The organism is Yoonia vestfoldensis DSM 16212 (genome assembly GCF_000382265.1).
In the GTDB taxonomy this organism is placed as follows: Bacteria; Pseudomonadota; Alphaproteobacteria; order Rhodobacterales; family Rhodobacteraceae; genus Yoonia; species Yoonia vestfoldensis.
The window spans coordinates 167,018-187,029 of the sequence record NZ_KB907975.1; the positions used below are offsets into that span (position 1 = coordinate 167,018).

The 20,012-nt window shown below is 62.0% G+C and carries 24 protein-coding genes and 2 tRNA genes; 17 read left to right on the forward strand and 9 right to left on the reverse strand.

Annotated features, from left to right (window positions below; all coding sequences use genetic code 11):
* The first annotated feature begins 76 nt into the window (after nucleotides 1-76).
* Entirely contained in the window at nucleotides 77-259 is a 183-nt protein-coding gene (locus H147_RS0104100; RefSeq protein ID WP_245541097.1) for a DUF1127 domain-containing protein, read from the forward strand.
* 402 nt (nucleotides 260-661) lie between these two features.
* On the opposite strand, the gene H147_RS0104105 is transcribed toward H147_RS0104100, so the two are convergent.
* Entirely contained in the window at nucleotides 662-1,114 is a 453-nt protein-coding gene (locus tag H147_RS0104105) for an Lrp/AsnC family transcriptional regulator (protein ID WP_019954077.1), read from the reverse strand.
* A gap of 72 nt (nucleotides 1,115-1,186) precedes the next feature.
* Between H147_RS0104105 and H147_RS0104110 the strand changes: the two genes are divergently transcribed.
* Entirely contained in the window at nucleotides 1,187-1,786 is a 600-nt protein-coding gene (locus H147_RS0104110; RefSeq protein WP_019954078.1) for a LysE family translocator, read from the forward strand.
* Here H147_RS0104110 and H147_RS0104115 read toward each other — a convergent pair.
* Nucleotides 1,783-4,173 (reverse strand): ATP-dependent helicase, encoded by a 2,391-nt coding sequence (locus tag H147_RS0104115; RefSeq protein ID WP_026352239.1) that lies wholly within the window; start codon nucleotides 4,171-4,173, stop codon nucleotides 1,783-1,785. The genes H147_RS0104110 and H147_RS0104115 overlap by 4 nt on opposite strands.
* A gap of 139 nt (nucleotides 4,174-4,312) precedes the next feature.
* On the opposite strand from H147_RS0104115, the gene H147_RS0104120 reads away from it, so the two are divergent.
* The 4 genes from H147_RS0104120 to H147_RS0104135 all read left to right on the forward strand — a co-directional run bounded on the left by H147_RS0104120 (nucleotide 4,313) and on the right by H147_RS0104135 (nucleotide 9,435).
* Entirely contained in the window at nucleotides 4,313-5,452 is a 1,140-nt protein-coding gene (locus H147_RS0104120) for an alpha-hydroxy acid oxidase (protein ID WP_019954080.1), read from the forward strand.
* Nucleotides 5,453-5,512: 60 nt separating this feature from the next.
* Entirely contained in the window at nucleotides 5,513-8,956 is a 3,444-nt protein-coding gene (gene pyc, locus H147_RS0104125) for a pyruvate carboxylase (RefSeq protein WP_019954081.1), read from the forward strand.
* Nucleotides 8,956-9,258, forward strand: a complete 303-nt coding sequence (locus tag H147_RS0104130; protein WP_162561625.1) for a hypothetical protein — start codon at nucleotides 8,956-8,958, stop codon at nucleotides 9,256-9,258. The genes pyc and H147_RS0104130 overlap by 1 nt, the downstream gene beginning before the upstream one ends.
* Before the next feature lie 102 nt (nucleotides 9,259-9,360).
* Nucleotides 9,361-9,435, forward strand: a tRNA-Gly gene (locus H147_RS0104135).
* 66 nt (nucleotides 9,436-9,501) lie between these two features.
* Here H147_RS0104135 and H147_RS0104140 read toward each other — a convergent pair.
* Nucleotides 9,502-10,158 (reverse strand): hypothetical protein, encoded by a 657-nt coding sequence (locus H147_RS0104140; RefSeq protein ID WP_019954083.1) that lies wholly within the window; start codon nucleotides 10,156-10,158, stop codon nucleotides 9,502-9,504.
* Nucleotides 10,159-10,306: 148 nt separating this feature from the next.
* Here H147_RS0104140 and hisB point away from each other — a divergent pair, with 148 nt between their 5' ends.
* From hisB to H147_RS0104155, 3 genes are read left to right on the forward strand one after another with little or no spacing between them, the layout of a single operon-like run.
* Nucleotides 10,307-10,894, forward strand: a complete 588-nt coding sequence (gene hisB / locus H147_RS0104145; protein WP_026352240.1) for an imidazoleglycerol-phosphate dehydratase HisB — start codon at nucleotides 10,307-10,309, stop codon at nucleotides 10,892-10,894.
* Nucleotides 10,891-11,529 (forward strand): imidazole glycerol phosphate synthase subunit HisH, encoded by a 639-nt coding sequence (gene hisH / locus H147_RS0104150; RefSeq protein ID WP_019954085.1) that lies wholly within the window; start codon nucleotides 10,891-10,893, stop codon nucleotides 11,527-11,529. Before hisB ends, hisH begins: the two co-directional genes overlap by 4 nt.
* Nucleotides 11,530-11,531: 2 nt before the next feature.
* The gene (locus H147_RS0104155; RefSeq protein WP_019954086.1) at nucleotides 11,532-12,026 is read left to right on the forward strand and encodes a lytic transglycosylase domain-containing protein; all 495 of its coding nucleotides are present in this window, start codon (nucleotides 11,532-11,534) and stop codon (nucleotides 12,024-12,026) included.
* 34 nt (nucleotides 12,027-12,060) lie between these two features.
* On the opposite strand, the gene H147_RS0104160 is transcribed toward H147_RS0104155, so the two are convergent.
* On the reverse strand, nucleotides 12,061-12,450 hold the full coding sequence (locus H147_RS0104160; protein ID WP_019954087.1) for a DUF2147 domain-containing protein: 390 nt from the start codon (nucleotides 12,448-12,450) through the stop codon (nucleotides 12,061-12,063).
* Nucleotides 12,451-12,588: 138 nt separating this feature from the next.
* On the opposite strand from H147_RS0104160, the gene hisA reads away from it, so the two are divergent.
* Genes hisA through H147_RS0104180 form a run of 3 tightly spaced genes read left to right on the forward strand, consistent with a single transcriptional unit; the run spans nucleotide 12,589 to nucleotide 14,398 of the window.
* A complete protein-coding gene (gene hisA / locus H147_RS0104170; RefSeq protein ID WP_026352241.1) occupies nucleotides 12,589-13,323 on the forward strand; it encodes a 1-(5-phosphoribosyl)-5-[(5-phosphoribosylamino)methylideneamino]imidazole-4-carboxamide isomerase in 735 nt (244 codons plus the stop codon).
* An 8-nt stretch (nucleotides 13,324-13,331) separates the two neighbouring features.
* Entirely contained in the window at nucleotides 13,332-14,090 is a 759-nt protein-coding gene (gene hisF, locus H147_RS0104175) for an imidazole glycerol phosphate synthase subunit HisF (protein WP_019954090.1), read from the forward strand.
* Nucleotides 14,087-14,398 (forward strand): phosphoribosyl-ATP diphosphatase, encoded by a 312-nt coding sequence (locus H147_RS0104180; protein ID WP_019954091.1) that lies wholly within the window; start codon nucleotides 14,087-14,089, stop codon nucleotides 14,396-14,398. The genes hisF and H147_RS0104180 overlap by 4 nt, the downstream gene beginning before the upstream one ends.
* A gap of 61 nt (nucleotides 14,399-14,459) precedes the next feature.
* Here the strand turns inward: H147_RS0104180 and H147_RS0104185 are convergent, their stop codons facing one another.
* The 3 genes from H147_RS0104185 to rlmB all read right to left on the reverse strand — a co-directional run bounded on the left by H147_RS0104185 (nucleotide 14,460) and on the right by rlmB (nucleotide 16,203).
* Nucleotides 14,460-14,927: a CoA-binding protein gene (locus H147_RS0104185; protein ID WP_019954092.1), complete on the reverse strand. Its 468-nt coding sequence runs from the start codon at nucleotides 14,925-14,927 to the stop codon at nucleotides 14,460-14,462.
* A 190-nt stretch (nucleotides 14,928-15,117) separates the two neighbouring features.
* Nucleotides 15,118-15,411 (reverse strand): hypothetical protein, encoded by a 294-nt coding sequence (locus H147_RS0104190; protein ID WP_019954093.1) that lies wholly within the window; start codon nucleotides 15,409-15,411, stop codon nucleotides 15,118-15,120.
* 15 nt (nucleotides 15,412-15,426) lie between these two features.
* Nucleotides 15,427-16,203, reverse strand: a complete 777-nt coding sequence (gene rlmB / locus H147_RS0104195) for a 23S rRNA (guanosine(2251)-2'-O)-methyltransferase RlmB (protein WP_019954094.1) — start codon at nucleotides 16,201-16,203, stop codon at nucleotides 15,427-15,429.
* Nucleotides 16,204-16,328: 125 nt separating this feature from the next.
* On the opposite strand from rlmB, the gene H147_RS20910 reads away from it, so the two are divergent.
* Both H147_RS20910 and H147_RS0104200 read left to right on the forward strand, forming a co-directional pair.
* Nucleotides 16,329-16,412, forward strand: a tRNA-Tyr gene (locus H147_RS20910).
* An 80-nt stretch (nucleotides 16,413-16,492) separates the two neighbouring features.
* Nucleotides 16,493-17,476, forward strand: a complete 984-nt coding sequence (locus H147_RS0104200) for a GT-B fold glycosyltransferase domain-containing protein (RefSeq protein ID WP_019954095.1) — start codon at nucleotides 16,493-16,495, stop codon at nucleotides 17,474-17,476.
* Nucleotides 17,477-17,605: 129 nt separating this feature from the next.
* Here the strand turns inward: H147_RS0104200 and H147_RS20480 are convergent, their stop codons facing one another.
* Nucleotides 17,606-17,818, reverse strand: coding sequence for a hypothetical protein (locus tag H147_RS20480; protein WP_081625817.1), 213 nt, complete (start codon nucleotides 17,816-17,818; stop codon nucleotides 17,606-17,608).
* 387 nt (nucleotides 17,819-18,205) lie between these two features.
* Nucleotides 18,206-18,562 (reverse strand): hypothetical protein, encoded by a 357-nt coding sequence (locus H147_RS0104210; RefSeq protein ID WP_211216505.1) that lies wholly within the window; start codon nucleotides 18,560-18,562, stop codon nucleotides 18,206-18,208.
* Nucleotides 18,563-18,576: 14 nt separating this feature from the next.
* On the opposite strand from H147_RS0104210, the gene H147_RS0104215 reads away from it, so the two are divergent.
* From H147_RS0104215 to H147_RS0104225, 3 genes are read left to right on the forward strand one after another with little or no spacing between them, the layout of a single operon-like run.
* On the forward strand, nucleotides 18,577-18,807 hold the full coding sequence (locus H147_RS0104215) for a hypothetical protein (RefSeq protein ID WP_019954098.1): 231 nt from the start codon (nucleotides 18,577-18,579) through the stop codon (nucleotides 18,805-18,807).
* 44 nt (nucleotides 18,808-18,851) lie between these two features.
* Nucleotides 18,852-19,223, forward strand: a complete 372-nt coding sequence (locus H147_RS0104220) for a DUF1622 domain-containing protein (protein ID WP_019954099.1) — start codon at nucleotides 18,852-18,854, stop codon at nucleotides 19,221-19,223.
* Nucleotides 19,201-19,551, forward strand: coding sequence for a hypothetical protein (locus H147_RS0104225; protein ID WP_019954100.1), 351 nt, complete (start codon nucleotides 19,201-19,203; stop codon nucleotides 19,549-19,551). Before H147_RS0104220 ends, H147_RS0104225 begins: the two co-directional genes overlap by 23 nt.
* Nucleotides 19,552-20,012 lie beyond the last annotated feature (461 nt).

The following is a 20,012-nucleotide window of genomic DNA, read 5'->3' on the forward strand; positions in this document are numbered from 1 at the left end:
AACGGCAAACCTGCCGCGACCAAAGAGATAGACGAGACGTAATATGACAGCTTTCAACATCACCCTTCCAGCAAACATGCCTTTCGCAGACCGCTTCGCCGGTTTGCGGGCCAACCTGTCGGACAAGATGGCAAAGCGCAAAGTGTATCTGACAACGCTGCGCGAATTGCAATCGTTGTCGAACCGGGACCTGGCCGATCTGGGCCTGTCGCGGTCCGAACTGCGCAACATCGCGTTTGAAGCCGCTTACGGCAAGTAATTCAAGGATCGGATCTGCCGCCTCCTCCCTGAAAAGGCAGATCTGACAGACCCCACGCCTTACCTCCTCCCAGGGCACGGGGTCATGATTAAAGCGGCGGCATCCACCTCCTCCCGGGTGCCGCCGCTTTATGAAACAAGTTTCGGAACCGCCCACCTCCTCCCGGGTTGGAACCGATGATACCGCCGGCGGCGCCCACCTCCTCCCGGGCAAAGTTGGCGAGGACGCGCCTTGCTTCTTCTCCTCCCGAGACGCAAGGAGGCGCTGATAATAAGAACGGTCATGCCCACCTCCTCCCGGGCATGGCCGTTTTTTTATGCGCGGTTGCAGGGGCGCTGCCCCACCCCCGGATCAAGTCCGGGGTCACCCCGGAGTATTTTGGGAAATAAGAAGCCAAAAGGCTCAGGCCCGCGTATCTTTCGGCGATCCCATGACCATATAGCTTGTGATCGAGCGGACATGCGGCACAGTGCCCAGAATGTCGGTGTGGAACGCCTTGTAGGCGGGCAGATCGGCGACCTCGACCCGCAGCATGTATTCGAATGCACCCGCGACATTGTGGCATTCGGTCACCTGATCGGCACCTTGCATCGCGCGTTCGAAACCCGTTTGCGCGGATTTGGTATGTTCCGACAACCCGACCGCGACATAGACGACATAGGCGCGACCCGTCTGCGCGGGATCGAGCCGCGCGCGATAGCCTTTGATCACACCACTTCGTTCCAATTCCTGCACCCGTCGCAGGCAGGCGGAGGGCGACAGCCCGACCTTTTCGGCCAGTTGCAGGTTGCTGATGCGGCCATCGCGGGACAAGATGCGCAATATCCGCGCGTTGATTGGGTCAGTCTGAGTCATTAATTGCACAGATAAGGCATTCTTGCGCAACTTGGCAATTACATTGCGCGATCCGCCCACTATTGTTGCGCGATGACATATGAAATCCTCATCGCCCTTGTGGGCTTTGCCTTTGCCTCTTCGATCACGCCGGGGCCGAACAACGTGATGCTGATGGCCTCTGGCGCGAATTACGGGCTGCGCCGGACGGTGCCGCATATGCTGGGTATCTCGGTCGGTCATGCGTTCATGGTGTTCATGGTCGGCGTGGTTCTTTTGGGCGTGTTCCTGACCTATCCCGCGCTGAACATCGTGCTGAAAGTGGTGAGCGCCGCTTATATGCTGTGGCTGGCTTGGAAAATCGCCAATGCCGTGCCACCAGAGGCGAAAGCGGTCACAGGCAAGCCCTTTACTTTTCTGCAGGCCGCCGCCTTTCAATGGGTCAACCCCAAGGCCTGGTTCATGGCGATCACCGCGATCAGCGCCTATGCGCCGCAGGACCGCGGGCTGGTGGTGGGGTCACTGATGGTGGCGGGAATTTTCGCCGCGACCAACCTGCCCGCCGTCACCGTCTGGGCCTGGATCGGGGTGCAGGTGCGCCGCTGGCTGGGCACCGCGCGCCGGTTGCGGGTGTTCAACGTGACGATGGCGGTGCTGCTGGTCGCATCGCTCTGGCCGATGCTGGTGGCTTAGAACGGCACATCATTAGCCGCATCGGCGCTGACGATGAACCGTGCTACGACATGTTTTGTGCCCGCCTTGTCAAAGGCGATCTCCAGCTTGTCGCCTTCGATCGCGAGCACCGTCCCATAGCCGAATTTCTGGTGGAAAACCCGGTCATCCACGCTGAAGGCCGACACCGCGGTCGCGTCGATGGTCATGTTGCGCGCCTCGGACGGCATGGCCATGCCGCGCTGTTGGCTGCGCCCCTGCAACCGCCGCCAGCCGGGCGAATTGTAGACATCGGCGTCATGCGCCTTTTGATGCAGGTCGGACCCCAGTGCCCCCATGATCGCGGGGGACGCGCTGGCCGCCATGCCCGCCGCCCCGTAACCGCCGCCATAAAGGCCGGGCGGGGTCAGCACGTCGACATGATCAGCGGGCAATTCGTCGATGAACCGCGACGGCATCTGCGACTGCCACTGGCCGTAAACGCGGCGGTTGGCGGCGAAAGAAATCGTGCAAAGCTCCTCCGCGCGCGTGATGCCGACATAGGCAAGGCGGCGTTCTTCCTCCAGCCCTTTCAGCCCGCTTTCATCCATCGAGCGTTGCGACGGGAACAATCCGTCCTCCCAGCCCGGCAGGAACACGGCAGGAAATTCCAGCCCCTTGGCCGCGTGCAGGGTCATGATGCTGACCTTTTCGCCAGACTCCTCGGTTTCATTGTCCATGATCAGGCTGACGTGCTCGAGAAACCCTTGCAGGTTCTCGAAATTCTCCAGCGCCTTGACCAGTTCCTTGAGGTTTTCAAGCCGTCCGGGCGCCTCGGGCGTCTTGTCGTTCTGCCAAAAGCCGGTGTAGCCGCTCTCGTCCAGAATCATCTCGGCCAGTTCCACATGGGTATCCGCCTCGGCGCGGACCTGCGCGTGCCAGCGGTCCAGCTCTGCGACAAGTTCGGTCAGTTCCTTCAACCCTTTGCCACCCAGCAGACGCCCTTGGCAGACCAGCCGCGCGCCTTCGACCAAGGACACGCCATTGCTGCGCGCGGTGCGCTGGATCGTCTGGATCGCCTTGTCGCCCAAACCGCGCTTGGGGGTGTTCACGATCCGCTCGAAGGCCAGATCATCGGCGGGCGACACGGCCAGCCGGAAATAAGCCATCGCATCGCGGATTTCCATGCGTTCATAGAATCGCGGCCCCCCGATCACGCGGTAAGGCAGGCCGATGGTCAGAAACCGGTCCTCGAACGCGCGCATCTGGTGGCTGGCGCGCACGAGAATCGCCATCGCATCAAGCCCCAAAGGCGCCATGCCACGGGTGCCGCGCTGGCTCGCCTCGATTTCCTCGCCGATCCAGCGCGCCTCTTCCTCGCCATCCCAATGGCCGATCAGGCGGACCTTTTCACCCTCTTTGACAGAGGTGAACAAGGTCTTGCCCAAACGCCCCTTGTTGGCGGCAATCACGCCGGAGGCAGCAGCCAGAATATGCGGGGTAGAGCGGTAATTCTCTTCCAGCCGCACCACATGCGCGCCCGGAAAATCCGCCTCGAACCGCAGGATATTGCCCACTTCCGCCCCGCGCCAACCATAGATCGACTGGTCGTCGTCCCCCACGCAACAGATGTTCTTGTGCCCCGCCGCGAGCAGGCGCAGCCACAGATACTGGGCGACGTTCGTATCCTGATATTCGTCCACAAGGATATAGCGGAACCGGGTCTGGTACTGGCGCAGCACATCGGGGTGTTTCTGGAAGATCGTGACCATATGCAACAGAATGTCACCGAAATCGACGGCGTTCAGGTCGATCAGACGGCGCTGATAGGCGGCATAAAGATCCACGCCCTTGCCATCAAAGGCCCCGCTTTCGGCAACGGGCACCTTGTCGGGCGTCAGCGCCTTGTTCTTCCAGCCGTCGATGATCCCCGCCAGCATCCGCGGCGGCCAGCGTTTTTCGTCGATGTCGGATGCAACCACCAACTGTTTCAACAGCCGCAACTGATCATCGGTATCGAGAATCGTGAAACTCGATTGCAGCCCCACCAGTTCGGCATGACGGCGCAGCAGTTTCGCGCTGACCGAATGGAACGTGCCCAGCCACGGCATCCCCTCGACCGCCTCGCCCATCAGGGCAGAAATGCGGTTCTTCATCTCGCGCGCGGCCTTGTTGGTAAAGGTGACGGCCAGCACCTCTTGCGGGCGGGCCGACCGCGTCGCCAGAAGATGCGCGATCCGGCTGGTCAGCGCCTTGGTCTTGCCCGTCCCTGCGCCCGCCAGCATCAGCACTGGCCCGTCCAGCGTTTCCACCGCCTGCCGCTGTGCGGGGTTCAGCCCGTCCAGATAGGGCATCGCAGGCCGCGCCATCGCGCGCTGGCTCAACGGCACCGCCGCCTCGAAGGCGTCATTTTCGGAATAATCACTCATCCCCCAGACATAGCGCCAACGCGGCCCCATGAAAAGCCTTGTTCTACTTCCGTTCCATCCCATCTTTCGAGCAAAAATATCCCCGCCGGAGGCCTCCCGGCCATTGCAAATGGCGGGAAATCCCCCCTAACGTCTGGGCATGAACGCCCATGCCCGATATCCCGCGATCTCTGACCTGAAATCCCGCGCACGCGGACGTATTCCGCATTTCGTCTGGGAATATCTCGACAGCGCCACGGGGGTCGAGGCGACGCAAAGGCGCAACCGCACCGCCCTTGATCGCGTACTGATGAATCCCTCGATCCTGCATGGCGAATTTGTGCCCGATCTGTCCACCACCCTGCTGGGGCGCGACTATCCCTTGCCCGTCGGGATCGCGCCCGTGGGCATGTCGGGGCTGATCTGGCCGGGGGCGGAACAGATGCTGGCGCGCACGGCAGCACGCGAGAAGATCCCCTACACCCTGTCCACCGTGGCCAGCCAATTGCCCGAGGATGTGGGGCCGCCGGCCGGCGATCAAGGCTGGTTCCAGCTTTATCCGCCGCGCGATCCGGTGATCCGCGACGATATCCTCAGCCGCGCCAAGGGGGCGGGTTTTCACACGCTGGTGCTGACGGTCGACGTGCCCGTCGCCTCGCGCCGCGAACGCCAGACGCGCGGCGGGCTGACGCAGCCGCCGAAACTGACGCCGCGGCTGGCCTTGCAGGCGGCGCGCTGCCCCGCTTGGCTGATGGGCATAAGGCAGACCGGCATGCCGCGCCTGCGGCTGATGGAAAGCTATAGTCAGGTCAAAGGCTCGCTGCCGTCCAACCAGCATGTCGGCTATCTTTTGCGGACCTCGCCGGATTGGGATTATTTCAAGGCCCTGCGCGATGCATGGGACGGCCCACTTGTGGTCAAGGGCGTCGGCCGCGCCGATGATGCCGCGCGCCTGACTGACGAAGGGGCCGATGCAATCTGGGTCAGTACCCATGCCGGCCGCCAGTTCGACGGTGGCCCCGCCAGTATCGAAACCCTGCCCGCGATCCGTGCCGCCACGACGCTGCCCGTCATCTTCGACAGTGGCATCGAAGGCGGGCTCGATATTTTGCGCGCGCTGGCCCTTGGCGCGGATTTCGTGATGCTGGGACGCGCCTTTCATTACGGCCTTGCCGCCTTGGGCGAACCGGGGGCGGCGCATGTACTGGATATCCTGCGGCAGGACATGATCTCCAACATGGGCCAACTGGGTGCGCGCAGCCTGAAAGATCTGCCTGCCTGCCTGCGCCAGAACCCGTAAACGTTCTAGACGCCCCGCCATTTGCCGCTTACCAATGCTGCAACTGCGAAGGAGACGACAATGGCCGATTTCAAGAAAATCCTGATTGCCAACCGTGGCGAAATCGCGATCCGCATCATGCGCGCCGCCAACGAGATGGGCAAGAAAACCGTCGCCGTCTTTGCCGAAGAGGACAAGCTGGGCCTGCACCGCTTCAAGGCGGACGAGGCCTACCGCATCGGCGAAGGCATGGGGCCGGTCGCCGCCTATCTGTCCATCGATGAGATCATCCGCGTCGCCAAGATGTCGGGCGCTGACGCGATCCACCCGGGTTATGGCCTTTTGTCGGAAAACCCCGATTTCGTGGATGCCTGCACGTCGAACGGGATCACCTTCATCGGCCCCCGGTCTGAGACCATGCGCCAATTGGGCGACAAGGCCAGCGCGCGCCGTGTCGCAATGGCCGCAGGCGTGCCTGTCATCCCCGCGACCGAAGTTTTGGGCGATGACATGGACGCCATCCGCAAGGAAGCAGCCGAGGTCGGCTATCCCCTGATGCTCAAGGCGTCATGGGGCGGCGGCGGACGCGGCATGCGCCCCATCATGAACGAAAAAGAGCTCGAGGAAAAAGTCCGCGAAGGCCGGCGCGAGGCCGAGGCCGCATTCGGCAACGGCGAAGGCTATCTCGAAAAGATGATCATGCGCGCACGCCACGTCGAGGTCCAGATATTGGGCGACAGCCACGGCAATATCTATCACCTGTGGGAACGCGATTGTTCGGTCCAGCGCCGCAATCAAAAGGTCGTCGAACGCGCCCCTGCCCCGTATCTCTCCGATGTGCAGCGCGAGCATATCTGCAACCTCGGCAAGAAAATCTGCGCCCATGTGAATTACGAATGTGCAGGCACCGTCGAATTCCTGATGGATATGGATTCGGGTGAATTCTATTTCATCGAGGTGAACCCCCGCGTGCAGGTCGAACATACGGTGACCGAAGAAGTCACCGGCATCGACATCGTGCGCGCGCAGATCCTGATCGCCGAAGGCAAATCACTGGTCGAGGCGACAGGCTGCGCATCGCAATATGATGTGAAACTCGACGGTCACGCCCTGCAATGCCGTGTGACGACCGAGGATCCGCAGAACAATTTCATCCCCGATTACGGCCGCATCCAGATGTATCGCAGCGCCACGGGTCCGGGCATCCGCCTTGACGGTGGCACCGCCTATTCCGGCGCCGTCATTACGCGCTATTACGACAGCCTGCTGACCAAGGTCACCGCCCGCGCCCCCACGCCTGAAATGGCGATTGCGCGGATGGACCGTGCCTTGCGCGAATTCCGTATCCGCGGCGTCAGCACCAATATCGCCTTTGTCGAAAACCTGCTGAAACATCCCACCTTCCTGAACAACGAATACCACACCAAATTCATCGACGAGACGCCGGATCTCTTCAATTTCACCAAGCGCCGCGACCGCGCGACGAAGATCCTGACCTATATCGCCGATATCACCGTGAACGGGCATCCCGAAACGGCGGGCCGCCCCCGCCCTGCCGCCGATGTCCGCCTGCCGCGCCCGCCCGTCAAACCCACGAGCAACCTGACCCCCGGCACGCGCAATATCCTCGACGCCCAAGGCCCCGAAGCGGTGGCGCAATGGATGCGCGACCAGAAACAGGTGCTGATCACCGACACGACGATGCGCGACGGGCACCAGTCCTTGCTGGCCACGCGGATGCGGTCGATCGACATGATCAACGCCGCCCCCGCCTATGCCGCGAAAATGCATGGCCTGTTCAGCGTTGAATGCTGGGGTGGTGCGACCTTTGATGTGGCCTATCGGTTCTTGCAGGAATGTCCGTGGCAGCGCCTGCGCGACATCCGCGCGGTCATGCCCAATATCATGACGCAGATGCTGCTGCGCGCCTCCAACGGTGTGGGCTATACCAACTATCCCGACAACGTGGTGCAAAGCTTCGTGGCACAGGCCGCGACATCGGGTGTCGATGTGTTCCGTGTGTTCGACAGCCTGAACTGGGTCGACAACATGCGCGTCGCGATGGATGCGGTGATTGCCGCGAACAAGGTCTGCGAAGGCACGATCTGCTATACCGGCGACATGCTGGACCCCGCGCGCAGCAAGTACGACCTGAAATACTACATCGGCATGGCCAAGGAACTGGAAGCCGCAGGCGCGCATGTGCTGGGGCTGAAGGACATGGCGGGGCTGCTCAAACCCGCCGCCGCCAGCGTGCTGATCAAGGCGCTCAAGGACGAGATCGGCCTGCCTGTGCATTTCCACACGCATGACACATCGGGTGCGGCGATTGCCACCGTGCTGGCTGCGTCAGCGGCAGGCGTGGATTGCATCGATGCGGCGATGGATTCGTTCTCGGGCAATACATCGCAGCCGACGCTTGGCTCTGTTGTCGAGGCGTTGCGCGGCACCGACCGCGACACCGGCCTCGATATCGCGGCGATCCGCGAGATCAGCAATTATTTAGAACAGGTCCGCGCGCATTACGCCGCCTTCGAATCGGGGCTGCAAGCGCCCGCTTCCGAGGTCTATCTGCACGAAATGCCCGGCGGCCAGTTCACCAACCTCAAGGCGCAGGCGCGCTCGCTCGGGCTGGAGGACCGCTGGCACGAGGTGGCACAAACCTATGCCGACGTGAACCAGATGTTCGGCGATATCGTGAAGGTCACGCCCTCCTCCAAGGTGGTGGGCGACATGGCGCTGATGATGGTCAGCCAGAACCTGACCCGCGCGCAGGTCGAAGACCCCAAGACGGATGTGTCCTTCCCCGACAGCGTGATTGACATGATGCGCGGCAATCTGGGCCAACCGCCGGGCGGCTGGCCTGCCGCCTTGCAGAAAAAGATCCTCAAAGGCGAAAAGGCGCAGACCGAACGCCCCGGCAAATCGCTGCCCCCTGTGGATCTGGCGAAAACCAAGGCGGATTTGCAGACGAAATTCGAGGATGTGATCATCGATGACGAGGATCTGAACGGGTATCTGATGTATCCCAAGGTCTTTCTTGATTACACCGCGCGGCATGAAATCTATGGCCCTGTGCGCACCCTGCCCACACGCACCTTCTTTTACGGGATGGAACCGGGCGAGGAAATCGCCGCCGAGATCGACCCCGGCAAGACGCTGGAAATCCGTATGCAGGCCGTGGCCGACATGAACGAGGATGGCGAGGTCAAGGTGTTCTTCGAACTCAACGGCCAGCCCCGCACGATCCGTGTGACGAACCGGCTTGCCGCCGCCGACAAGGTCAAGCGGCCCAAGGCGGAACTGGGCAATCCGGGCCATATCGGCGCACCGATGCCCGGTGTCGTGGCCAGCGTCGCGGCTGTCGCCGGCAAAGAGGTCAAGGCAGGCGATCTGCTCTTGACGATCGAGGCGATGAAGATGGAAACCGGCATCCACGCCGAACGCAATGCGGTGATCAAGGCGGTGCACGTGCAACCCGGCAGCCAGATCGACGCCAAGGATCTGCTGGTCGAGCTGGAGTGATGGCTGAAAAGACATTTGCATTGTTATTTGAAGCTATCTCAGCGGCGGAAACCGGTTTCAGAATTGGAGCGCGGCATGCGATATTAGCGTTCGCTCGTGGGCAGAATGGAGAAGATGCTAAATCCAGAGCTGCCGATCGTCTGCATGCCAATGGCTGGCTTCATCCAAATCTCAAGAAGGTCAAGGAAGCTGGCAATCCTGATCACATGTCAGACGATATACTTCGCTCTGCGGCACATGAAGCTCAGAAAGCGGGTTTTGGTTTTGTGGTCTATCGCGAGGAAATCAGACCGGATGCCTAATCATGCCGCTCTGTTCTGACTTTTGAGAAAATCTGGCGCGACCTGCAATTTTAGCCTTGCGGACTGCGCCAAGTGTTTGTAATCCACGCCTCACCAACGGACGCGGGCGTAGCTCAGGGGTAGAGCATAACCTTGCCAAGGTTAGGGTCGAGAGTTCGAATCTCTTCGCCCGCTCCAATTGGTTCACTGGCCCAGCGGGCCGTTTGCAAAGGCCGCCTGTCAGGGCGGCCTTTTGCATTTTGCTCAGGCCACCTTGACGGCAGGGTCGCGCGGCGGCAAGGACGGCGGGGTCATCACCAGATGCGGCCGCACATCGGCGAAATCGCCCCAGCCACGCCTGCGCGCCTGTCCGATTTCGTCCAGCGCAGGGCCGGCAAAGACCGCGTCGGCGGTATCGTCCTGATCTTCATCCTCCTGATCATCCTCATCCAAAAGCGACAGATCGGCGTCATCCGCCATCAGGTCGAAATCATCCGCTGGCGCTGCCAGTTCGGCGGCATCGGCGGCCAGTTGGCGGTCGATCCGGCGCGCAGCCTCTTCGGTATTGGCGACGGCGGACAGCACGATCTTGCCCAGAATATCCGCCCCCGTACGCGTACCGATCAAGGCATAAAGACTGGGGATCAGACCGTAAAGATCATCGGTCGCCTCTGCGCCCTTGTCGGTCATGATGATGGTGCTGACGAATGGATTGCGCCGTTCGGCTGACAGCGCCAGCGTGTGGGTCAGTTGCATGCCGATCCGTTCGTCCATCACCATCAGGTCGATCACATCGGCGCGGATCATCGCCTGCGCGATGTCGCGGCTGGTCACACAGAGGGTCTGGAACCCTTTGTTGGCCAGAATATGGGCTGTCTGCACCGCATCGGCGGCGTCGTCGCGCAAGATCATTGCTTTCATGGGATTCTCCTGACAAGGCTTCATGCCCCTCTGCATGACAGCGAATCTTTAAAACTTGCTGAAAAGCGCTGGCAGCGGGCCTGCGGACTTGGCGGTGGCGCGTGATGCCCCTATAGACATGGCCAACAAGGCCGAGGGACAGCAGAAGATGCGCACAGCCACCATCACCCGCAAGACAGCGGAAACCGATATCGCGGTCACCATCAATCTCGATGGCAGCGGCACTTATGACAACGACACGGGCGTCGGGTTTTTCGATCACATGCTGGATCAATTGTCGCGCCACGCGCTGATCGACATGAAAATCCGTGCCTCGGGCGATCTGCATATCGACGATCACCACACGGTCGAAGATGTGGGTATCGCCCTTGGTCAAGCGCTGACGCAGGCGCTTGGGGACAAGCGCGGCATCCGCCGCTATGGGTCCTGCCATCTGGCGATGGATGACGCGCAGGTGCGCGCCGCACTTGATCTGTCGGGGCGGCCTTATCTGATCTGCAATCTGGACCTGCCCTTTGGCAAGATCGGCACTTTCGACACCGAACTGGTGCGCGAATTCTTTCAGGCTTTGTCCACACATGGCGGCATTACCCTGCACATCGACCGGCTGCACGGCTTCAACGCGCATCACATCACCGAAGCCGCGTTCAAGGCGGTGGCGCGCGCCTTGCGCGACGCCGTCGAAGCCGACCCGCGCAAGGGCGATGCGATCCCGTCGACCAAGGGCAGCCTATGACCACGGCTCTGGTCGATTACGACAGCGGCAACCTGCATTCGGCGCAAAAGGCGTTCGAGCGGATGGCGGCAGAGGTGGGCGCAGGCCCGATCGTGGTGACCGCCGACCCCGATGTCGTGGCCAAGGCTGACCGGATCGTGCTGCCCGGCGACGGGGCCTTTCCGCATTGTCAGGCGCAGCTGCACGCGCATTCGGGTCTGGCCGAAGCGATCACTGACGCCGTCACCCGCCGCGCCGTGCCATTCTTTGGTATCTGCGTGGGGATGCAGATGCTGGCAAGCATGGGCCACGAATACGAGGACACCCCCGGTTTCGGCTGGATCGCGGGCGATATCCGCCGCATCACCCCCGCCGATCCCGCGCTGAAAGTGCCGCATATGGGCTGGAACGATCTGGTGATCGACACCCCCCATCCCGTGCTTGACGGCATCGCGACCGGCGAACACGCCTATTTCGTCCATTCCTATGCGATGCAGGTCACCAACCCTGCCGAACGGCTGGCCCATGTCGATTACGGCGGCGATGTCACCGCCATCATCGGGCGCGACAATATCATCGGCACGCAGTTCCATCCCGAGAAAAGCCAGCATGCGGGCCTGCGCATGATCGCCAATTTCCTGCTATGGAGACCCTGAGAATGACAGCCATCCGCCTTTTCCGACGCATGATGCTGCTTGGCGCAGCGGCCAGCTTTGCCGCCTGTGCGCGCGGTGGCGACGCGGTGGCCAGCCGCGCCACCTTTGACAGCAGCAACATCCCGCTGCACCCAAACGAGACCCCCGAACTGCGCGCGCTGATCAACAAATACGCCGACATCCATGATATGCCCGTGACCTTGCTGCACCGCGTGATCATCCGCGAAAGCACCCATAACCCCGCAGCGCGCAACGGTCCCTATTACGGATTGATGCAGATCCTGCCGCAGACGGCACGCACGATGGGGTTCCGCGGCGAACCGCGCGATCTGCTCGATGCGGAAACCAACCTGCGCTATGCGGGCCGCTATCTGCGCGGCGCGTGGCTGTTGTCCGACGGGGACGAGGCGACAGCGGTGGGCTGGTACGCACGCGGCTATTATTTCGAGGCCAAACGGCGCGGCATGCTGGTCGAAACCGGCCTGCGCGCGGCCTGAAGAAAAATGGCCCCGCACTGCGGGGCCATCCGTTTCACTCGACCCGGACCCAGTTCTGGCTGGCACAGATCAAGCCACCGGCCACACAGCCGCGCAGGCGCAGGGCGTTGCCCTCCACATCCATCTTGCCGACATAGATCCGGTCGTTCGACGGACGCCAGACTTGTCCGTTGTAAGACCCGTCACCGTTCGGCGCCATGTTGATGACGATCTGGCGGCCGATGTTGGGGGACGCATATTCGCCTTCGGTGTTGAAGGTGCGCGCGATGGTGCCACAAACGGCCGGACCGCATTGGTCCATCGTGACATAGGCGAACGCGCCGTCATCGACTTCGGTCTGCCATGTGCCAAGGGCGGCATCCTGTGCGCTGGCGGCGCCGGCCAAGGCAAAGGCCGCAACAGCGGCCAGGATTAGGTGTTTCATTTGATCTCCTCCCTGAAGATGCAGACAGTTTGATCCTGACGCATTTGCGCAATCAAGTCTGACGTTGGGTCCGGTGGCTGCGTTGCATTCCCTCGCGCGTCATGCATAACGGGCGCGACCATGCGAAAGGCTGCGACGATGATCCTTTACCCCGCCATCGACCTCAAGGATGGACAGGCCGTGCGCCTTGTGCATGGCGATATGGACCAGACCACCGTGTTCAACGACGACCCAGCCGCACAGGCGCGCGCCTTTGTGGATGCAGGCTGTCAGTGGCTTCATCTCGTGGATCTGAACGGCGCATTTGCAGGCATGCCCGTGAACGCGGCCCCGGTCGAGGCGATCCTGAAAGCCTGTCCTGTCCCTGCGCAACTTGGTGGCGGCATCCGCGATATGGCGACCATCGAGGCCTGGCTCGACAAAGGCCTCGCGCGGGTGATTCTGGGCACGGTGGCGGTGGAGAACCCCGATCTGGTGCGGCAGGCCGCGCGCGCCTTTCCGGGGCAGGTCGCTGTGGGCTTAGACGCCCGCAACGGGCGTGTGGCCACCCGTGGCTGGGCCGAGGAAACCGATGTGATGGTCACCGATCTGGCGCGCAGTTTCGAGGATGCAGGCATTGCCGCGATCATCTACACCGACATCCTGCGCGACGGCGCGATGAAAGGGCCCAATATCGCGGCCACTGCCGACCTCGCCCGCGCGGTCAGCATCCCCGTCATTGCCTCGGGCGGGGTGTCGTCACTGGCGGACCTTGCGGCGCTGCGCGATACCGGCGTCATCGCTGGCGCGATTTCGGGCCGCGCGCTCTATGATGGCGCGCTCGATCTGGCAGAGGCGCTGCGCCTGCTTGCCGAACCCCGCACGCGGGCCTAAACAAAGCCATGCTCAAGGTCCGTATCATCCCCTGCCTCGACGTCGCTGAAGGGCGCACCGTGAAAGGCGTGAATTTCGTCGATCTGGTCGACGCGGGCGATCCGGTCGAACAGGCCATCGCCTATAACGCGGCAGGCGCGGACGAGCTGGTCTTTCTCGACATCAAGGCCACGCATGAAAATCGCGGCACGATGTTCGATCTCGCGACCCGCACGGCGGAACAATGTTTCATGCCACTCACCATCGGCGGCGGGGTGCGCACGCATCATGATGTGCGCGACCTGTTGCTGGCGGGCGCGGACAAGGTCAGCTTCAATTCCGCCGCCGTCGCGAACCCCGATGTGGTGGCCGAAGCCGCGATGCGGTTCGGATCACAATGTATCGTGGTGGCCATCGACGCCAAAACCGTCAGCCCCGGCAAATGGGAGATTTTCACCCATGGCGGCAGGCGCGCGACCGGCATCGACGCGGTCGAATTTGCCCGCACCGTGGTGGAAAAAGGTGCAGGTGAAATCCTGCTGACCTCGATGGATCGCGACGGAACCAAGGCGGGGTTCAACCTGCCGCTGACACGCGCCATCGCGGACGCGGTCGATGTGCCGGTGATCGCCTCCGGCGGCGTTGGCACGCTCGACCATCTGGTCGAAGGGGTGACGATCGGCGGGGCCTCTGCCGTGCTCGCCGCCTCGATCTTCCACTTCGGGACCTACACGATCGCGCAGGCCAAGGCGCATATGGCCGCGGCCGGCATCGCGGTGCGGCCATGACGCTGGATGAGCTTGCAGCCCTGATCGCGTCCCGCAAGAACGCCGATCCCGCCAGCAGTTGGACCGCGCAACTCCTCGCCAAAGGCCCCGAGAAATGCGCCGAGAAATTCGGCGAAGAGGCCATCGAGGCGATCATCGAAGCCGTCAAAGGCGACCGCGAGAAACTCACGTCAGAGGCGGCGGATGTGCTCTACCACCTGCTCGTCATGCTGACCGCGCGCGATGTCACACTGGCCGAGGTCGTGGCCGAACTTGCCCGCCGCCAAGGCACCTCGGGCATAGATGAAAAAGCGGCCCGCCCTTCCTGATCCACACTTCTTATTTCCAAAAATACTCATCTTGTCCCGGACATCGTCCGGGAGAGGGGCGCTAGAGCTTCGACGAAATGATCCCCGTCGCAAAGCCGCCCATTCGCAATTCGCCGAACAGCCGCTGGTATTCGATCTTGGGGCAACGGTCCTGCACCACCGTCACACCGCGTGCGCGGGCCTTGGCCGCCGCCTCTGCGTGGGTCACACCGATCTGCATCCAGATCGTCTGCAAGGCGGGCCAGCGCGCCAGCGCCTCGTCGACCAGCGCAGGCACGGCATCGGGCTTGCGAAAGATGTCGACCATGTCCACGCCATCCGGGATATCGGCCAAGGTCGCATAAACCGTCTCGCCGAACAGGGTCTGGCCCGCCAACCCCGGATTGACAGGGATCACGCGAAACCCTTTCAGCCCCAGATAGCGCGCCACGAAATAGCTGGGGCGCACGGGATTGGCCGACACCCCCACAACCGCAATCTTGCGGGTACGTTTGAATATGATGCGCAGGCTGTCGTCACTGATGATCATGCGCCCACGCTAGCCCAAGGCCTGACAAGAAAAAAGCGCCCAAGGAAACCTTGGACGCCAGTTATGGAACGAGGGACAGTGAGTTTGGCACGACCGGTTCCAAAGGCCGCGCCACTCCACGTAGATGGTAAATCGCTTTGACGACAAAAGGTTCCCTCAGCAAGACGTGATAGTTGCGTGATGGCGTCCTTTAGTCGAACACGTCTTCGATGATATCCCACAGCTCTGAAAACACCTTGCGGCCAAAGCTTTTGCCCTTGCGCCGCTTGTGCGGGCGGGCGACCTGCATCCGTTCGGGGTGGGGCGGGGTATAAGGCCGCTTTTGCCGGGGGGCGGTGGGCGCTGCGGCGGTGGGCAGCATCTTCATCGCATGCAACGGCGCGCCGCAATTGCTGCAACTCAGCTCGTGCCGGTTCTGGCCGCGCAGCACCAGTGCCGCGCGTGTCCCGCAATAGCAGCAGGTCGCGATTTTCGTTCCAGCCATGGCAGGTCCCTTTTGTCAGCCTCTGGCTGCATATAGGGCGACGGCGGCCGCATTTGAAACGTTGAGAGAGCCGAAATCCGCACTTGCGTCGATCCTGACCAGAATGTCGCAGGTTTCGCGCGTCTTGTCGCGCAGCCCCGGACCTTCGGCCCCCATCACCAGCGCCACGGCGCGGTCGCGCTTGCCCTCGACGGCGGCTTCGATCGTGGTTTCCGCCGCGCCATCAAGCCCCAGCACCAGATAGCCCATCTGCTGCAGTTCCACGATGGCATCCGCCAGATTGCGCACCCGTAGATAGGGCTGGCGTTCCAGCGCGCCACTCGCCGTTTTGGCCAGCGCGCCGGTTTCGGGTGCGGCATGGCGCTGCATCGCGACCACCGCGCGCGCGCCGAACACCTCGGCCGAGCGCAGGATCGCGCCCACATTATGCGGGTCGGTCACACGGTCGAGCAGCACGATGCGCGGCGGCATCGGGCCTTGGCGCAAGGCCACATCCTGCAGACTGCCCCAGTCGAGCGGTTTGACCTCGAGCGCGGCACCCTGATGCACCGATTGCGGATCAAGGGGGGCCGCGAATTTGCGCGGATCGCTGATTTCGGGTTCCATCCCGCTGGCGGCCACCGCCTCGCCCAGACGTTCCAGCGCGTTGCGCGTCACGATCAGGCGCAATTTCTCGCGCGCGGGGTTTTCCAGCGCGTCGCGCACGGCGTGCAGGCCGAACAGCCAGACGGTTTCATTGGCCGCCACACGCTTGGCCTGTTCCTTGGCGATCACCCATGTCGGCTTTTTCATTCTGGCATCCGTCCTCGCTTTTCCTAGCCGATACGCGACATTGCCCGCGCTGTGAAGAGGCAGCCCGAAAGCCGCGACTTTTGCTGTTGACGCCAATCGGGGCCGCAGGTAATCACGCCCGCAGTGGGCGACAGGCCGCAAGGTGTGGCAGGGGACTGTAACTCCCTCGCGGAGACGCACGCCTGGTTCGATTCCAGGGTCGCCCACCACTTGCCCCCCTGTCTGCACTGTTATCCGACCGCATCTTGCCTTAGGCAAAAGCGCAAGCAGTGACACAGGAATCCGCCACATGCCGCAGCCTTTCAACATCATGATCGTCGGTCAGGGCGGGCGGCTGCAGTATGAGGCGCTGGTCTTTGTGGCCAGCCTGCGCGCCAATGCGCCGGGGTGCGTGGGGCGGATGATCGTCGCGGAACCGCAGCCGGGACCGCTTTGGGCCGACGATCCGCGGATGACGCCGGACATCAGGGGGGCGCTGGCCGATCTGGGGGCAGAAATCATCCCCTTCGCGTCGCGGCATTTCGGGCAAAGCTATCCGCATGGCAACAAGATCGAAGGGTTGCAAGTCCTGCCTGCGGGCGAACCATTCGTGTTTTTCGACAGCGATACGCTGATCACGGGCGACATCGGCACGGTGCCGTTCAATTTCACGCGGCCTGCCGCCTCGATGAACCGGACGGGGACATGGCCGGTGGAGGAGCTTTACTGGCCAGGCTACACGGCGATCTGGAAATCGCTTTACGACAAGTTCGGGCTGGATTTCGCATCCTCGCTTGATCTGTCAAAGCCGGATGAATTCTGGGAACGCTATCTCTATTTCAACGCAGGCTGGTTTTTCGGGGCCGATCCTGCGGCTTTCGGCGCGCTGTTCACCGAATATGCCGTGGCAATCCGGGATGCGCCGCCACCCGAACTGGTGATCCAGCCGCTGGACCCGTGGTTGGATCAGGTGGCCTTGCCGCTGGTCATCCACGCGCTTGGCGGTGGCAGGCCAGATGCGGCGCTGGCGGGGCTGGATGGTGACCTGACCTGTCACTACCGCCTGCTGCCCCTGCTTTACGCGCGCGGCAGTGATGCGCAGATCGCGAAGCTGGAAGATGTCTGCGCGCCCAACAAGATCAAGAAACACCTCAGGCAGCACATGCCTTTCAAGCGGATGGTCTATCAAGGCCAAGGGCAGAAGGTGCGCGCGCTGTTCGACAGGACCGCCCTGCCCCGCCATGAACGCGCGATCCGCAACCAGATCAGGGCGGCGGGATTCTGGATGCGCTAGGGCTGCCGGAACAAGGGGATTCCATGCAGAATCGCACCGTGGCTATCGCGTCCCGTGCCTGCACCCCGCCCGAAGCCGTGACCCCGACGGTCAGGATGAACACGGCAAGCGCGTAGATTTGCGGGGTGGTCATCCCGTTTTGCACGGACTTGGATCCGTGGCCCGCAGCAATCGTATCGGCTCGCCCGGTCGCGGCGGTGGCGGCGTATCCGGCGGCACGTGCCCAAGGTCGGGGTCCGGCATCGGATTGGGGTAATTGTCGGGATCAGGCCGTTCGTCGGGTGGTGGCAGATCAGCGGGTGGGATATCCGCCGGGTGCTGTGTTGCAACTACGGTCAGCATGATGTGTCCTTTCGTTTCTGACGAGGTCTGCGTTGTCGCGTTTCCAATGGGTCAACCCCGCAGACCCGTTGCATGTTCCCGAACGCCAAAAGCCGCATGCCTCCACGCCAGGTTTCGCTGTCGGCATAGGCTGCATGGCCGCTGGCGAGCGCGACAGGATCAGCACCGCCGCAAGCAAACGGGCACAGGTTTGTGCCTTGGTCGTGCCGCGATGCGGATTTCAAGCTTGGTCCGACGCGCAGCGCGCTGTCGTGCGCATCAGTGCCGGAACCACCAGGCACATGCGGATATTCACGGGTGTTCTCGGACGGGTGCTGCCCCAGATCGGCCTTGCTGATGAACCGGCTTTCGCCATCCGCCGCACGGGACGGATCGCGCTGCCCTCGTTCAAGTGCCTTTGCGCGCACCGTCCTTTTTGGGGTCAGTCTGTTTGTCGCCGGGATCGTCGTTCAATTCCTTGAGCGGCTGATCCTCGCGTTGATGATCCTGCTTCTGCGAGCTTTGTTTCGTTTTGCGCGTCGTGTCGTTGATATCATAAGCATTTGTCATTTCGTTCTCCGTCACTGTTGCTTTGAGAAAACGCACGACGGAAGCAACCGTTCCCCGCGCCATGCGCAAAACACGAAATGTATCTTTGAATAGACCCATTCCGAAATGAGCCAGTTTTCGCCCAAAGAGTAAATTTTCATTCAAATCACTGTCATGAACAGGAATTACATGTTGTCGTTCAAACGTAGAATCCAAGAAAGGATGCCGCGATGAGTGACTGGAAAAATATCAGTGTGATTTCATGTGTCGGTGGGTCTGGCGAGGAATTGTCCGTTATCAAGCAGTCCCGTACGGGCCGGACCAGCGCCACCTTGGCGATGGATTCGCAGGACGGCACCACCGACCGCTACGTTCTTGGCAACGGCGCCGAGGTCGAACCGCTGGACACGAACAGATTTGTCCTGCTCGACACCCGCGAGATCGTGACACGCGTTTCCTAAATGGCAATGCCGGAACAATGTGATGCCACATCCGTTGGCCTAGCATGGGCACCGCATTTTCACATTCGATCCTTGATACGATCGCGCGCATCCTTGAAGGTGCGGGCGTCGTGGCAATTCTGGTCGGCGCCGTTCTTGCCGTCTATGCGGGGGCGCGCGGGGTTTTGCGCCGCGATGACGGGCAAAAGGTGTTCGAATTATTTCGCACCCGTCTAGCGAAAAGCATCCTGATCGGTGTCGAATTCCTGATAGCGGCGGATATCATCGGCACCGTGATCGTCGCGCCGTCGATGGACAGTCTTGCTGTTCTGGCGCTGATCGTGCTGATCCGCACTTTCCTCAGTTTCAGTCTGGAGGTGGAAATCGAAGGCCGATGGCCGTGGCAACGACACATTGACCGCCGCCCGGACAAGTGACGAACATATCCCGAAGGAGCAAACCATGCCACGTGGCGACAAATCCAAATATACCGACAAGCAAAAGCGCAAGGCCGAACATATCGCCGAAAGCTACGAAGACCGCGGCGTCAGCCACGACGAAGCCGAAAGCCGGGCCTGGGCGACCGTCAACAAGGATGACGGCGGCGGCAACAAGAGCGGGTCCGGGCGCGGCACGCATACGGGAAACCCGGCCGCCACCAAAGGCGGCGAAAAGGGCGGCGCCGCATCTGCAGCCAGGCCCGAGGAGGACCGCAAAGCCGCTGCTCGCAAAGCGGCGCAGACCCGCAAAAAGACACAAGATTGACAGCACAGGTCGGCACTGCCGCCAAGTCCACAGCCTGCGTGACAAACCCATGACCCATCACGCGGTGACGCTCCTCAAGCGGCCGAGTTCGGACGATCTTCACACCGGTGCTGCCGCGCGGCATCAGCGCGTGGCAACTCTATCCGCAAAGATAATCGGGTCCCGCATGATCAAATCCGATTTTATCGGGAACAACCTTGGCAGATCGGTGTTGACACACTGAAGACCGGCACAGTCCCCGTCCGGTCCTTCTCGGTGACACATCCCTGCTTCCAGTCACCGGCAATACGCGGCGGCGTCGCCTGACCCCGCTCCCGTCCTCGTGACGCCGCCGTCCCTCATCCCGAAAAAAATCGCGAAGACGGTCGTCAAACCGCCGGTCACGTTTCAGGCCGCCCTGTGACGATGAACGGCAGATGTTTTCGAGCGGATCATTGTGCCGCAACCATCCTCCGGCCAAG